15 protein-coding genes are annotated in these 14157 nt (G+C 48.1%); 4 read left to right on the top strand and 11 right to left on the bottom strand.

Annotated elements, in window-relative coordinates; all coding sequences use genetic code 11:
* Positions 1 to 27: 27 nt before the first annotated feature.
* The 7 genes from fabV to B2X00_RS01035 form a co-directional block, all read right to left on the bottom strand.
* The gene (gene fabV, locus B2X00_RS01065; RefSeq protein ID WP_290485761.1) at positions 28 to 1224 is read right to left on the bottom strand and encodes an enoyl-ACP reductase FabV; all 1197 of its coding nucleotides are present in this window, start codon (positions 1222 to 1224) and stop codon (positions 28 to 30) included.
* Between the two features lie 73 nt (positions 1225 to 1297).
* Positions 1298 to 1606 carry a BolA family protein gene (locus B2X00_RS01060; RefSeq protein WP_290485760.1) on the bottom strand — a complete coding sequence of 103 codons (309 nt, stop codon included), beginning with the start codon at positions 1604 to 1606 and terminating at the stop codon, positions 1298 to 1300.
* The gene (locus tag B2X00_RS01055) at positions 1606 to 2103 is read right to left on the bottom strand and encodes a hypothetical protein (protein ID WP_290485759.1); all 498 of its coding nucleotides are present in this window, start codon (positions 2101 to 2103) and stop codon (positions 1606 to 1608) included. Before B2X00_RS01055 ends, B2X00_RS01060 begins: the two co-directional genes overlap by 1 nt.
* Before the next feature lie 92 nt (positions 2104 to 2195).
* Positions 2196 to 2699 (bottom strand): PqiC family protein, encoded by a 504-nt coding sequence (locus B2X00_RS01050; RefSeq protein WP_290485758.1) that lies wholly within the window; start codon positions 2697 to 2699, stop codon positions 2196 to 2198.
* A gap of 4 nt (positions 2700 to 2703) precedes the next feature.
* Positions 2704 to 4323, bottom strand: coding sequence for an intermembrane transport protein PqiB (pqiB, locus tag B2X00_RS01045; protein WP_290485757.1), 1620 nt, complete (start codon positions 4321 to 4323; stop codon positions 2704 to 2706).
* The gene (locus B2X00_RS01040; RefSeq protein WP_290485756.1) at positions 4320 to 5549 is read right to left on the bottom strand and encodes a paraquat-inducible protein A; all 1230 of its coding nucleotides are present in this window, start codon (positions 5547 to 5549) and stop codon (positions 4320 to 4322) included. The genes pqiB and B2X00_RS01040 overlap by 4 nt, the downstream gene beginning before the upstream one ends.
* On the bottom strand, positions 5527 to 7335 hold the full coding sequence (locus tag B2X00_RS01035; RefSeq protein WP_290485755.1) for a cation:proton antiporter: 1809 nt from the start codon (positions 7333 to 7335) through the stop codon (positions 5527 to 5529). Before B2X00_RS01035 ends, B2X00_RS01040 begins: the two co-directional genes overlap by 23 nt.
* Positions 7336 to 7479: 144 nt before the next feature.
* Between B2X00_RS01035 and B2X00_RS01030 the strand changes: the two genes are divergently transcribed.
* From B2X00_RS01030 to B2X00_RS01015, 4 genes are read left to right on the top strand one after another with little or no spacing between them, the layout of a single operon-like run.
* Positions 7480 to 8514 (top strand): Fe(3+) ABC transporter substrate-binding protein, encoded by a 1035-nt coding sequence (locus tag B2X00_RS01030; RefSeq protein WP_071463471.1) that lies wholly within the window; start codon positions 7480 to 7482, stop codon positions 8512 to 8514.
* A gap of 27 nt (positions 8515 to 8541) precedes the next feature.
* The gene (locus B2X00_RS01025) at positions 8542 to 10167 is read left to right on the top strand and encodes an ABC transporter permease (protein ID WP_290485754.1); all 1626 of its coding nucleotides are present in this window, start codon (positions 8542 to 8544) and stop codon (positions 10165 to 10167) included.
* Positions 10168 to 11235, top strand: a complete 1068-nt coding sequence (locus B2X00_RS01020; RefSeq protein WP_290485753.1) for an ABC transporter ATP-binding protein — start codon at positions 10168 to 10170, stop codon at positions 11233 to 11235. It begins immediately after the preceding gene.
* Positions 11236 to 11289: 54 nt separating this feature from the next.
* On the top strand, positions 11290 to 12237 hold the full coding sequence (locus B2X00_RS01015) for a zinc transporter ZntB (RefSeq protein ID WP_290485752.1): 948 nt from the start codon (positions 11290 to 11292) through the stop codon (positions 12235 to 12237).
* Between the two features lie 73 nt (positions 12238 to 12310).
* Here the strand turns inward: B2X00_RS01015 and bfr (B2X00_RS01010) are convergent, their stop codons facing one another.
* The 4 genes from bfr (B2X00_RS01010) to B2X00_RS00995 form a co-directional block, all read right to left on the bottom strand.
* A complete protein-coding gene (bfr, locus tag B2X00_RS01010; protein WP_006955065.1) occupies positions 12311 to 12778 on the bottom strand; it encodes a bacterioferritin in 468 nt (155 codons plus the stop codon).
* 1 nt (position 12779) lies between these two features.
* Entirely contained in the window at positions 12780 to 13256 is a 477-nt protein-coding gene (gene bfr / locus B2X00_RS01005) for a bacterioferritin (RefSeq protein ID WP_006955064.1), read from the bottom strand.
* Between the two features lie 43 nt (positions 13257 to 13299).
* Positions 13300 to 13524 (bottom strand): (2Fe-2S)-binding protein, encoded by a 225-nt coding sequence (locus B2X00_RS01000; RefSeq protein ID WP_083405087.1) that lies wholly within the window; start codon positions 13522 to 13524, stop codon positions 13300 to 13302.
* 114 nt (positions 13525 to 13638) lie between these two features.
* Positions 13639 to 14157 (bottom strand): sodium:calcium antiporter (locus B2X00_RS00995; RefSeq protein WP_414653643.1); only part of this gene is annotated, 519 nt, incomplete at its 5' end.

The raw sequence follows: 14157 nt of genomic DNA, 5'->3' as shown, positions 1-14157 counted from the left end.
GCTTTTGAAGCTTTACTGTTCAACAATTTAACCAATTACTAAGTGATCGATACCAACCTCAGGCGTGACCTCGGCATCGTAATCGACGCCGTCGACGTCAAAGCCGAACAACGACAAAAACTCGTGCTTGTATCCAGCAAAGTCAGTGAGATCATACATATTTTCAGTAGAGATTTGAGCCCAAGAATTGGCGACGTTCTGCTGGATCTCAGGAATCATCTCGAGTTCGTCCATACGCAGTCGGCCCTCATCATCCAACCGCGGTTGATCCGTGTAAAGGCCTTCGGTAAAAAGACGATACAGCTGCTCAATACAGCCTTCGTGGGTATTGCTAGCTTTCATTTCTTTAAACAGCATTGCTAAATACAACGGCATGATGGGAATAGCTGAACTGGATTGGGTCACTACCGCTTTGAGCACTGACACGCGAGCGTCTCCACCTATCTCAGCAAGCTTCTCACGAATCGAGATCACCTTGTCATCAAGATCTTTTTTCGCCTGTCCGATAGTGCCATGCCAATAGAGATCCCAGGTCATCTTCTCACCAATATAGGTAAATGCTGTGGTTTTTGCCGCTGGCGCAAGCACATCAGCCTGCGCCAGCGCGTCTATCCACATCTGCCAGTCTTCCCCACCCATGACAGCAACCGTATCAGCGATTTCTTGGTCAGAAGCCGCCTCTAAACTGAATTCCTGTATCACTTCTTTGTCGGTGTTAATACCTCTCATAGTAATATCTTTGCCCACCGGTTTGAGCGTTGAATTAAACACTTCACCGGTTACTGGATGTTGACGACGTGGAGCAGCCAAGCTGTATATCACCAAATCAACTTGGCCGAGATCTTTCTTAATCGTATCTATAGTGAGCTGTTTAATTTCATCAGAAAACGCATCGCCATTAATACTGTGATATTGCAGACCCGCTTGTTCAGCTTCTTGGTGAAATGCAGCAGTATTGTACCAACCCGCAGTGCCCGTGCGTTTTTCGCTAGGCTCTTTTTCAAAACACACACCGAGCGTATGTGCACCGCTGCCAAAGGCCGCAGTAATTCGTGACGCCAACCCGTAGCCTGTTGAGCAACCGACGACCAAGACATTTTTGGGGCCATCTGCGACGGGTCCTTGTTGCCTAACAAACTCAACTTGACGGTGAACATTTTCAGCACAACCCACAGGGTGTGCGTTGGTGCAAATAAATCCACGAATTTTTGGTTTAATGATCATAGTGATTCCCTAGTTTAAATTTTTCACCATTGTACGGGTTCTAATATCAACAACATATCTTACCTGCTTGGGGCTAACTGCCACCTCCCATGCAATTGGGCGAATCAGGCGCTTGACCCTGAGCCTGCCACTCTTGTTCTGTATACGTGTGTAGCGCTAACGCGTGAATCTGGCTCAACACCTCAGCCAACACGCGATTAACGGAACGATGACGTTGAATTAACCGCTTACCTTCAAATTCATCACTCACAATGGTTACTTTAAAGTGTGACTGTGCATCAGCGCCTGCTGCGTGCATATAACTCTCGTCTTTAACATCTAATAACTTGGGTCGAAATGCACTTTTCAGTGCGTCCTCAATCATCGGCTTAATTTGACTCATTAATACGTCGCTCCTTCGTCAACTGCACTTAAGCACACGCGTTCGGATCCTGCCAAGGTGGCTACAGCCGGAAATACTTGCTCCGCGACCGCACCTGGGGATTTTGATGCAGGCATCGCTAGACGGTAGCGTGATGCGCTTACCGAACCATCAACCTGATATAAAATAAAGGGCTGTTCACCGACCACTTCATAAAGCGCTTTTAACCCTTCCTCGCGATAGGGAGGAAAAGCACTCACGTCTCCCGTCAACCGCCACCCATTGAGCTCAGACTCTGATGCGAGCAGGGCTTCATTGGTCCGGTCGCGGCAGAAGCTTACCTCAATCACCGCACGACTTAAACGCCATTCAGCATTGGGTAGCTGTTTTAAATCGAGTTGCGCAATCGGATTGTCTTGTGCTGTTGAAGATGAAGTGGACGGACTGCACGCGCTGAGCAAAAGACTACTCAACGCCATTGATAAAGAAACCAAACGAATCATCGATGCTCGGTGCACAGATACACTCCTGTCAGATATGTCTTGCAGGAGTATAGCAACTGTAGCTATAGACTTCAGCCGCATTCGAACTCAGTATGTGTCGATTCTAACTAGTTTTTAATCTGTTGTTCAATATTGTTTAAGCTTTTTAACCAGGCACGGTCAAGTGCGCGAACTAAACCAGCATAACCATCATTATTCAGGCTCACTCGCTGTTCAAAGGCGCCCCTCAATCCGGCTTTTGAACCATCGTTAAAATGCCAATAGCCTGCGACAACGGCTTCGCCTTGAGTATTGCCATAAAACTGCATCAAACTGACCTGTAGCCTATGCTCGCAGCGATCCGTGAGCTGCCGTTGAAGACTGTTTTGTAGTTGCGACGCTAAACCGCCTACCCAACGGTTGTTGCGTGCTTCGACCATCAGCAGCTCAGTTTCTTGCACCATCACGCCATCGCGTCCAATACCAGCGTCAATCGCGATCTGCCGCGCTTGCCCGTCGCAATACCCTGTGGACGGTTGATTTAAATGCGGTAACCGATAATAGTTAACATCCGCCGAAGGCGCAGCACTGCAGGCCGCCAACAGCAATACACTACTCACAGTCAACGCCATCAGTTTAATCTTTCGCTTTAGGCTCTGGATCATCTTCTGCTTCCGTATTAAATAACAATGCATTGGGCTTACGTCGTAAGGTTTCCACCAGCGGTTTTAAGTCGCGGGAGGTCGCCTCTAGGTTTTGCAATGTGCGCTCTAATTGTTCCCGACTCGATGAACCCGACTCAAAATCCGCCAAAATGCCATTCAAGCGGTTCACGGATTGCTCTAACGATTGCGGTAACGATTGCCACCCCGGTTGTTCTACAATACGTTTTACCTGTTCGGTCAACGCTTTGATCTGTTCTGCGGTGTCGTCTGTCGAAGCCATCGCTTCAGTAAACTGATTAACACTTTGATTCAGTGGTAAATTGTTTAATGTATCTAAAATTGAATTGAGCTTTTCTTCTAACCTGCTGAAGTTACTCACGATTGTCGGCATCACGGGATATCCCGCAAAGACATCTTGTTGCATCGCGTCCTCGTCGGGATAGAAACGCAAATCCACGTACAGTGTATTGGTCAAAATATTCGATGCGCGGATTGAGGCACGCAGACCTTGCTCAAAAAATCGGCTTAGATGTTGGCGCCAACGTTCTAAGTTGGTTGAGGCAACCAACCCTTCAAGACGGTCGGGCTCATAACGTATTAGCACAGGAATCAAACGTAACGGCTGACCACGATTGCCATCCGGTTGCCAACGGAAAGGCACTTCAACCACAGTCCCCACCCGAATGCCTTTGAACATGACCGGCGAGCCAGCGACTAAACCGTCTACGGACTCATCTAGCAGCAGGACGTAATCAATACCACGTGAGTAACCTTGCTGTTCCGCCTCTTCTTCACTGGCAAAGAGTTCAAACTCTGCCATCGCTTGCATTGGTTCGCCGAGGGGCTGACCATTCGGTACACCAAAACTGATGCCCGCCCCTAACAGCGACTCAACCGAGCCCACTGACACATCCACACCATCGGGTTTCCAGCGAAACGATACGCCACGTTGCAACCAAAACCGCGTATTTTCCGTCAGTAATTCATCGTACGGCGATTTAATAAATACCTGATAGGTTGTCGCACGCGCCTCAACTGAAAAGTCCACTTGCTCAACCGTACCGACCGTAACACCTCGATATTGGACACTATCGCCCACCACAATGTTGGCCGCGCTGTCACTCTTCAACACGATACGTTTGCCGTTGGTATCTGCATCGGTGACTGGCGGCTGTTCAAGCGCCGTAAAATGATCGCGTGGCTGTTTCGACTCACCCGGCTCTAGCTGCACGTAAGCGCCCGAAAGTAATGTATTCAGGCCGGAAATACCGCGACGTCCAATACGCGGCTTCACCACCCAAAACTGCGAATCATCGACTAGCATACTGCCAGTGTCTGCGTTCATTTCAATGTGCAACTCGGCAGTTTCAAAGCTATCCGACAAGGTGATTTGCGTCACTTGGCCAACATCGACATTACGCACACGTACTGCGGTTTTGCCTGCTTGCAGCCCCTCCGCATCTTTTATTTCCACAATAATTTGTGGCCCACTTTGATCGCGCTCTTGCCACACCATCCAGCCCGCAACAAGTGCTGCCAAGATCGGTACCAGCCAAATCGGTGAAGCGAGTTTACGAGTCCAATGCGTCATTCAGTCGGTTTCCTTGCCCAAAATTGTCGGGTATCAAAGCTCATTGCAGCTAACATGGTCAGTATCACGGTACTGGCAAAAGCAATCGCGGCGTGACCGGGATAAACCGACATCAATGCGCCATTCCTAACTAAAGCAACCAATACTGCCACAACAAAGATGTCGATCATCGACCAACGACCAATCCAGTCGGTTACTCGATACAACCATAGCGCGCTTTTCGGGCGCTTTGAAGTATCCTGCTGCGCCAAAATAGCCAATGTCGCTAAAATCAGAATCTTAGCAATTGGAATCACCAGACTCGCGACAAAAACAATAATCGCAATCGGTATATCGCCACTTTGCCACAACGATAATACACCGCCTACGATAGTTTGCGGTTGCGCTGAACCGAGGGCCACGGTTTCCATAATCGGTAAAAGTTGGGCGGGGATAAGCATCAAGGCGGCTGCGAGCAACAATGCAAACGTCAGTGAAGTGCGGCCCAATCGAGCTGTCCAAAGTGGTTCGTGGCAACGCCAGCATTCGGCGTGTGTCGGCTGATTTGCAGCGTAACAAACTGGACACCCCACCACATGATGTTCATGGGCGCTTTGACCTACCATATTACGATAGTTTGATGCCTCTTCATCAGCAGGCCACAGTGGATGTCGCTTCATCCGCTCAACCACGAGCAGCAGTAAAGAAACAAAACCAGCAAACGCTACTACACCGTAACCAAACTCGATAGTCGCATAGCCCGCTAGCTTAATAAAACTGATAAGTGCGCCAATTAAAAACACATCGGCCATCATCCATACGCGAATGTATTTAATGGCGCGAACCAGCCAGCGTCCGAATCGATAATTGACGCGTTCCCGCCACATTAGAATCGTTGCAGAGGCGAGCAAAAACAGCGCCGGCAAAACGACGACCGACAATAATACAACTATAGCAAGCCACTGCTCATGAAACGCCGCCAACTTGCGACTGCTATCCAATAGGGTCATTTGCTGGCCTTGCCCGGATACGCTGTAACCAACGAACGTCATCTCTGTCGCAGGAATGAGAAGAATCAGGGCGGCAATAATCAGCGCAATCGTATGGCTTACGCTGAGCGTGTGGCCACCTAAAAAGTGGCCACAGCGTTGGCAACGACTTGACGCACGGTCATTGACCCAATTGATTTGGTCGCAATCGGGACAGACTCGCACATCGTCTAGGTTACTCGTTACCCTCATCGGCATTTTTCTCCGGTGTTATCATTGCGATAACGACCCAGCCTGGTGCAGGCTTAAGTTCACGTTCGGTAGTGAAAATATGGATTTTTTTCTGTTCATCCAAAGCAAACATCGGTACTGCACGCGCTCCATACTGTTGCTGATATTCCTCAAAGCCAAAGTTTTCAGTAATGGGCGTTGACTTAACCTTGGCTCCCTGGAAGTGTAAGCTCGCCAACTTCGAGTAAGTAATACTGTCGCCAAACAAATTGAGCGTATTTTTGTAGTTCTCAGACAGTTGATGACTGGCTCTGAAGTCCGACTCACCGCTATTCAAACCATGCACCTTCGAACTACCAAACCAATCTTGATAATAAACCGAAACCAACGGGTTTAACTGCTTATAAGGTGACATCACCAATAGGCGGCCAATACCGGTTAAATCGATATTATTTGAAGCATGCTCCGAGGCTGGGTTACCAAAGTACACAGGCAAGTTATCCATCCGAGCAAGACGGATATTCTCCCAGTTAGTATCGGCTAAGCGAACCGGAATTTCATGTTCTTTTAGCACGGTCGCTACTGCGCGAGCCATCTGGTTGGCACCAAAAATCAAGAATCCACGCGCCGGCGGCTCAATTAATCCAAGTAGCCGCGCTAGTGGTTTTGCAGTCAAACTTTGCAGCACCACTGTCATCATAATCACTAAGAAGACCAGCGGCACAATCTGCGACGCATCGGTCCAACCGGACTGCTCCATCTTTAACGCAAATAACGCCGACACCGCCGCGGCAACGATACCTCTGGGTGCTATCCACGACAGAAGCAACTTATCCTTAAAACGTAATTCGGTGCCGATAGCCGACAACCAAACGCTTAGAGGGCGCACGAGGAACATAATTACCGCAAGCAGGATAATCGAAGGCACACCCAAGGCATCAAAGTCAGCGAAATCGAGACGCGCAGCTAACAGAATAAACAATGCCGAGATCAGCAGCACTGAGAGAGTCTCTTTAAACTCCAAAATCTCATCAAGATTAAGATTTTTGGTATTCGCCATCGCCATCCCCATAACGGTGACGGTGAGAAGGCCTGATTCATGTTGAATGGCATTCGACAATGCAAAGACACCCAAAACAATAGTCAGTGTTGCAACATTCTGTAAGTAATGCGGGAACCAACCTCGACCCAGAGCAAGACCTAGCAGCTTGGCCGCCGCCCAACCAAAGAAGAAACCAATGCCGATGGTTTTCGCAAAAGCCTGTAAGGCATGCAACATGGCAACGTCTTGGCTGGCAATAATAAACTCATAAACTAAGACTGCCAGTAAAGCGCCCAGCGGATCGATGATAATCCCCTCCCAGCGCAAAATGTTCGCCAACTTATTAATCGGTCGAATTGAGCGGATCATTGGCTGAATAACCGTCGGCCCGGTCACCACCACCAATGCGCCGAACAACGATGCGATTTCCCAACGCCAATCCATAATAAAGTGCGTCGCGACACTGATGGTTACCCATGTAACCACCATACCGATGCTGACTAAGTTGGTCACCATACGGCCATGACCGCGTATTTCGTCAAACTTAAGCGTCAAGCTCCCCTCAAAAAGGATGACCGCAACAGCCAGGGAAACCACGGGGAACAGTAAATGGTCGAACAACTGATCGGGTTGCAACCAACCTAACGTAGGTCCCACCAAGAGGCCACAGACTAGCAACGGCAAAATTGCCGGCAGTTTAATGCGCCAGGCTAACCATTGGCAACAAATCGACAACACACCGATAAGCGCTAACATGGATAAGTCAGACATAGGGTCTCCAGTAAAGTATGAGCTTGTGCTCTGTTATTTTATTTGACATTGACCGCCACTCAAATGAGAATGGCTATCATTAAACTTTAATTTTGATACACTTAAGTTATTAACCTACGCGAATTATTGGTAAGAGGTTTGAATATGGCAATAAAAATTACTCCCCTCAAGCTTGCAATGGCAACCATTATCGGTGCAGCCACACTCGCAGGCTCATTCGCGCAAGCGGCTGAAGTTAATATTTATTCATCGCGGAAGCAAGCATTGATCAAGCCTCTGCTCGATAAATTTACTGAGCAAACAGGTATTGAGGTTAACCTGCTGACCGGTAATTCAGACGCATTGCTATCTCGTTTAACGGCCGAAGGTGAAAATACCCCAGCGGACTTATTTCTAACCGTTGACGCTGGCGCGCTGCATCGTGCCGTTACCGCCGACGTGTTTCAAGCGATCGATTCTGAGTTCGCCCATAAAACTGTGCCAGCGCATTTTCGCGACAGCGATGACCAATGGGTGGGCTTGAGCCTGCGTGCTCGCCCAATTTTTTATTCGCCAGACCGTGTCGATCCAAGCAAACTCGAAAATTACATGAGTCTAGCCGACGACCAATGGCAAGACCGTATTTGTATTCGCTCGTCGAATAACATCTATAACCAGTCGTTAGTTGCGGCATTGCTCGACCACTACGGCGAACAAAAAATCATGGATTGGGCTAAGGATTTAGTCGACAATTTCGCCCGTACGCCGGTCGGCGGCGATCGTGACCAAATTAAAGGCGTCGCATACGGCGTGTGTGATATCGCCGTAGCGAACACTTACTATTTTGGTCATATGCTGAATTCCGACCAAGCTGAAGAACGCGAAGCAGCTGAAAAAGTTAAGATTTTCTGGCCGGCGCAAAACGGCAATGGCACCCACGTGAATGTGTCGGGTATTGGCATCACTAAACATGCGAAACATGTCGATGAAGCCACACAATTAATCGAATTTCTACTCTCAGAAGCCTCACAAAAATGGTATGCTGAAGCCAATTATGAGTACCCTGTACGTGAAGGCGTTGAGTGGAGTGAGACCCTCAAGCAATGGGGTGACTTCAAACAAGACGATATTTCGATGGATATTTTAGGTGAGAATAACGCAGAAGCCGTCCGTTTAATGAACTCGGCAGGCTGGCGTTAATTCCTCACTAGGCTTTAAGGAGCAGCTATGACCCGCGGCCCGCTCGTGCTGTTCGGCGTTGCGGCACTGGTAGGGCTACCACTGTTTGTGGTGGCCTTATCTTTGTTAAATCCTAATTGGGATATATTAAATCACCTTTGGCAAACGGTGATACCCGAGTACATTTCTCATTCACTGATACTATTGGTATCGGTGGGGTTTGGCGTGACTATCCTCGGCGTCAGCACCGCATGGTGCGTAAGCCAATACGATTTCCCAGGTTGGCGCTGGGTAAGTTGGGGGCTACTACTTCCTTTAGCCATGCCCGCCTATATCTCAGCTTATACTTATACTGGCCTACTGGATTACGCCGGTCCCGTACAGCAAGCATTACGCGACACCTTCGACCTCAGCATTGGTGAGTATTGGTTTCCCAGTATTCGGAGCATCGAAGGCGCTATATTCGTATTAAGCTTAGTGCTTTACCCATACGTTTATCTGATTACTCGTGCGGCTTTCATGCAGCAATCAACCGCCGCATTTGAAAGTGCACGGACATTAGGCGCAGGTCCTGTCCGGAGCTTCTTTCGTATCGCACTCCCATTAGCACGACCGGCTATCGCAACGGGCGTCACGCTTGCTTTAATGGAGACACTCGCCGACTACGGCACCATGGAATACTTTGGTGTTACCGTATTTACTACGGGTATTTTCCGTACGTGGTACGGTATGGGTGATGCTCAGGGTGCGTTGCAGTTAGCGTCTATTCTCCTGCTGTTTGTTATTGTACTCATTCTAATTGAGCGTTATTCAAGGCGACAGGCCAAGTTTTATCAGCGCCGCAGCCAAAATAATAACTTTAGAAAGCCGTTACGTGGCAAAGCGGCGTGGCTTGCGTCGGCGGTGTGTTGGCTTCCTATTGTGCTCGGCTTCGCCATTCCCGCAAGTCAGTTACTGATGTGGTCGATTGAACGTGCTGATATTTGGACCCAGGCGTCCTTCTGGACACTGACACTCAATACGCTTTGGTTAGGTTTATTGGCCGCTACTATAACGGTAGCGTTAGCGCTCTGGCTCGCCTATGGTCGCCGTCGCCATCCCACCCGAGCAATCCGCACAGCAATAACCACCGCCGGGCTTGGGTATGCGATTCCAGGCATCGTCATTGCCGTTGGCATCTTGATTCCACTCGCGTGGCTTGATCACCGTATTATCGATTTCAGTAAATCGCTCTTCGGCGTGAACCCGGGTCTATTGTTAAGCGGCACCGTTGTTGCTTTAGTATTTGCTTATACGGTGCGCTTTTTGTCGATTTCCTTGCAGACAATTAGCTCGGGACTGGAGCAAATCACACCCCAAATGGATGACAGCGCACGTACGTTAGGTGCCAGTTCACGTCGCATCATGACTCGGATACATTTACCGTTACTTAAAAGCTCAATTCTCGCCGCACTGATATTGGTCTTGGTTGATGTCATGAAAGAACTGCCCGCGACTTTGGTGTTACGCCCCTTTAATTTTAATACCTTAGCGGTCAAAGCCTTCGAAATGGCCTCGGATGAGCGGCTTGCAGATGCAGGACCACCTGCGCTAATGATTGTTTTGGTGGGCTTAATTCCAGTATTGATGCTGTCACGTGCCTTGCGCACTCAAACGATTAAAACGGGAGACTAGATGAAGCCGTTAGTAGAACTTGATTCAGTGTCCATTGAGTTAGGTAAGGAACGTATTGTTGAGCAACTCTCGTTCTCACTGAATGAGGGTGACATTGGCTGCTTATTGGGGCCTAGCGGCTGTGGTAAAACGACCTTGCTACGCACCATCGCCGGTTTTTCTGAAGTCACCGATGGTGCCATACGTCTCTATGGTGAGGAAGTCGCTTCAACGAAAGTGCAAATGCCCACCGAGCAACGTCAAATAGGCATGATGTTCCAAGACTTTGCCTTGTTTCCACACCTTACTGTGGAAGAAAATATCGCCTTTGGCATTAATACTTGGTCGAAAGTCGAACAAAAGCAGCGCGTAAAACAACTGCTTCAACGGGTCGACCTGACCGGCTATCAAAATCGTTATCCGCATGAGTTATCGGGCGGGCAACAACAACGAATTGCGCTTGCCCGTGCTTTGGCTCCCAAACCTAAACTGATGTTATTAGATGAACCTTTTTCCAGTTTGGACGCAGAGCTGCGTGAATTACTGGCACAAGATGTGCGTAATCTATTAAAAGAAGAAGGTATTACTGCGTTGCTAGTGACTCATGATCAGCAAGAGGCCTTTGCCATGGCAGATAAGGCGGGGGTCATGTACGCGGGTCAGTTATTGCAGTGGAATACTCCTTACGAGTTGTATCATCAGCCCGAGCACGAGCTCGTAGCCGACTTTATTGGCCGAGGCGTGTTACTAAACGGTCAGATTAAATCAAATCAACTGCACAGCGCTTTAGGTGTTATCGACCATGAAGTGCTCTGTGATCAAGACGATCACGATGTCACCTTCCTCGTGCGGCCGGATGATGTATTAATTGTGCCGACCGAGCAACCTCACCGTCTTCAGGCTCAGGTGGTTGGACGCGGCTTTCGCGGATCGCATTACCTGTATACGCTCGCTTTAGACAACCATGAACACGTACTGGCAGTTGGGCCTTCACACCAACCGTTGCAGTCTGGTCAAATGGTAGGGATAAATGTTGACTTCGACCATTTAGTGGTGTTTGATTCCAATATATGTCAATTACCTGACTAAGCGTTCAATAATCAATCACTTATGTGATTCGGGCGCTTATTACTGGAGCGTTTTATGAATTTTTTAATCGATGCTTGGGATTTTAACCAGCACCCCGCGCAAGCGATCAACAACGACGACACTGTTAAGTCTCGTCCGGGTTGTTGGTTCCACTTTCAGCGTGACGTGGAAGGTCTCAATGAATGGTTAAAAGCCGCTGATATTCCTGAACCTATTATTGACGCCATGCTTGAAGAGGATACGCGTCCACGCTTTCAGCGACTCAAAGACGGCTTTGTACTGTTGTTGCGAGGTGTGAACCTGAATGAGGGCGCTCAACCTGAAGATATGATGAGCTTACGCATCCTCTATTATAAAGACACTGTGTATACGTTTCGCAAGCACCATTTCAAAGCAGTAGCGCATATACGTGATGACCTGCAAAACCAACAAGGACCTGAAAGCCTCAATGATTTTTTGGTTCACCTTGTCGAGCAGTTAAACCAGAAGATCGAAGATGTCATTGACGATATTGAGCTCAACGTCGAGCAAATGGAGACGGAAGGCTTTGATAACACAGCGGAGCAACAAAAGAAGCTGACCGTCATGCATCGCCGTCTGCTGCGCTTAAACCGCTTTATTCGCCCACAACTAGCCGCACTGGATAAGTTTACTAGTGAGAGCGAGAAGTGGGTCGATGCGGAATTGCATCAGTGGCTACTCAATGAGCGCGATACCACTCAGCGGTTATTGGAGCAAATCGATCTGATGCTTGAACAAGTATGGATGCAGCGCGAGCAAATTCAACAAGCGGTCGCCGAAAAGATGAACCGAAATACTTACTGGCTTTCAGTCATCGCAGGCGTATTTTTGCCATTGAGCTTTTTAACCGGGGTGTTTGGTATCAACATTGGTGGCATGCCTGGCGTAGAGAACACCAGTGCCTTTGAGATTTTTTGCTGGATTCTCTTGGGGATCGCGGTGGTCGAGTTTTTATTGTTAAGACGTCTGCGGTTTTGGTAACCCCTGTCGCACCAAGCAACACAAAAAAACGCGGCTAACTCTGCCGCGTTTTTATGATTTAATGAGATTAACCTTACTTCATGCCTTGCAAATAAAGCGCCTCTCCCAAGCGGTCCATCAGGTTCAATTGGATACGCAGCCAATAGGCGTGGTCTTCTTCCGTATCACGTAAAATACCGACCAACATATCACGCGTGACATAGTCATCCACCTGCTCACAATAATCGATCACTTCACGCAAGGTTTTGGCGTTGTTGTATTCCAGCTGTAGGTCATTTTCTAACATTTCGCGCACGTCCGAGCCGATATTGTGAGGCTCGCGGTTGGACATATTAGGTTTACCTTCCAAAAATAAAATACGACGAATCAATAGGTCAGCATGACCACGCTCATCGTCAATCTCATGATTGATACGTTCGTATAACTTCATCAATCCCATGTCTTCATACTGGCGCGAATGGGATGTGTATTGGTCAATAGAGGTCAGTTCGAAAGCGAGTAAACGATTTAACTGCTCGACGACTTTGTTCTCTGCTTTCATTCTAGTCCTCCTCTTTTAACATCGACTGAAGGTATACTTCTGTACCTAAGCGCGACATTAAATCGATTTGTGTTTCTAACCAGTCTAAATGCTCTTCTTGCTTATCAAGAATCTTATTCAGGGCATCGCGACTGACGTAATCTTGATGGCTTTCACACACTTTAACTGCATCACGAATGGCATTGATGTCGTTGAACTGAACCTTATGGTCCATTTCTAACATTTCACGTGGGTCTTCACCGATATAAAGTTTTCCGAGCTCTTGTAAATTCGGCATGCCCTCTAAAAATAGCAACCGTTCAATAAGCACATCAGCGTGCTTCATCTCTTCGATAGATGCTTTATAAACAACATTGTTGAGGGATTCAAAACCCCAGTCTCGAAACATGCGCGCATGTAAGAAGTACTGGTTGATGGCGGTCAATTTGAGCGTCAGCACCTTGTTAAGCTGCTGAATGACTTTTGCGTCACCTTTCATGCGGGATGTGCTCCTTAAGCTGGTTCTAAAATTAGAAACTCAGTTAAGTGTAGCACACCGTAGTAGGAATTTTAGTGCCAGGAAGCACATGATCGTTACGTTTTTCTAAAGCCTCATTCAAGACTTCCTTAGCGCATTGCTTACAACAACCACATTGCGAGGCGACACCGTACTGCTGACGGAGCTCTCGCATACTCGACACCTCGCCAGCAGCAACTGACTTAGCAATGGTTTTATCCGAAACGCCTTTGCATAAACAAACGTACACTGAACATCACCTCGTAATTAACTAATAATGAGTGTAATGCTAATGCGAACGATTTTCAACAATAATGAATAAAAAAGCCGCGACTCGCGCGGCTCACTTTTATAGTCAGTCTATTTAACTTGTTAACGCGGGTGTGAATCCCGTGCTTATCAGATAAACCGTATAAGCCACATAAAGCACTAAAAACGTCACGCCATGTACGCGGTTGATGCGCCCTAAACGATTGACTCGCAAAGAAAATAGCAACAATAATAATGTTAAACCTGCCATTGCGACCCAGTCACGCGACAGTACTAACGGTTCTAAATCAATCGGATGGATGGCACCAGCAATACCCACGACCGCTAAGGTATTGAACATGTTTGAACCAATCACGTTACCCAACGCCAAGTCATGCTCGTTTTTGCGCGTCGCAGCGATGGCAGAGGCGAGTTCTGGCAGCGATGTACCAATAGCGACCACAGTCAAGCCAATCACCAAGTCACTCACACCAAGCGCAGTAGCAATGTTTACCGCCCCCCAAACGAGTGCTCTGGAGCTCACAACCAATAACACTAAACCAATAATCAACCAGATAACCGCAGGCTTCATCGACATCGGATTAGCGTCGACTTCCTGGGTAAACTCAGCGGC

This window comes from Idiomarina sp. UBA3162 (genome assembly GCF_002364475.1).
In the GTDB taxonomy this organism is placed as follows: domain Bacteria; phylum Pseudomonadota; class Gammaproteobacteria; order Enterobacterales; family Alteromonadaceae; genus Idiomarina.
The sequence above is the reverse complement of the archived record's forward strand: the minus strand, read 5'-3'. Positions and strand labels throughout refer to the sequence as shown.

Excerpts from the sequence above, each read along its gene's own strand:
- fabV (WP_290485761.1), bottom strand. The coding sequence starts at position 1,224 with ATGATCATTAAACCAAAAATTCGTGGATTTATTTGCACCAACGCACAC.
- B2X00_RS01060 (WP_290485760.1), bottom strand. The coding sequence starts at position 1,606 with ATGAGTCAAATTAAGCCGATGATTGAGGACGCACTGAAAAGTGCATTT.
- B2X00_RS01050 (WP_290485758.1), bottom strand. The coding sequence starts at position 2,699 with ATGGCGTTGACTGTGAGTAGTGTATTGCTGTTGGCGGCCTGCAGTGCT.
- pqiB (WP_290485757.1), bottom strand. The coding sequence starts at position 4,323 with ATGACGCATTGGACTCGTAAACTCGCTTCACCGATTTGGCTGGTACCG.
- B2X00_RS01040 (WP_290485756.1), bottom strand. The coding sequence starts at position 5,549 with ATGCCGATGAGGGTAACGAGTAACCTAGACGATGTGCGAGTCTGTCCC.
- B2X00_RS01035 (WP_290485755.1), bottom strand. The coding sequence starts at position 7,335 with ATGTCTGACTTATCCATGTTAGCGCTTATCGGTGTGTTGTCGATTTGT.
- B2X00_RS01030 (WP_071463471.1), top strand. The coding sequence starts at position 7,480 with ATGGCAATAAAAATTACTCCCCTCAAGCTTGCAATGGCAACCATTATC.
- B2X00_RS01025 (WP_290485754.1), top strand. The coding sequence starts at position 8,542 with ATGACCCGCGGCCCGCTCGTGCTGTTCGGCGTTGCGGCACTGGTAGGG.
- B2X00_RS01020 (WP_290485753.1), top strand. The coding sequence starts at position 10,168 with ATGAAGCCGTTAGTAGAACTTGATTCAGTGTCCATTGAGTTAGGTAAG.
- B2X00_RS01015 (WP_290485752.1), top strand. The coding sequence starts at position 11,290 with ATGAATTTTTTAATCGATGCTTGGGATTTTAACCAGCACCCCGCGCAA.
- bfr (WP_006955065.1), bottom strand. The coding sequence starts at position 12,778 with ATGAAAGCAGAGAACAAAGTCGTCGAGCAGTTAAATCGTTTACTCGCT.
- bfr (WP_006955064.1), bottom strand. The coding sequence starts at position 13,256 with ATGAAAGGTGACGCAAAAGTCATTCAGCAGCTTAACAAGGTGCTGACG.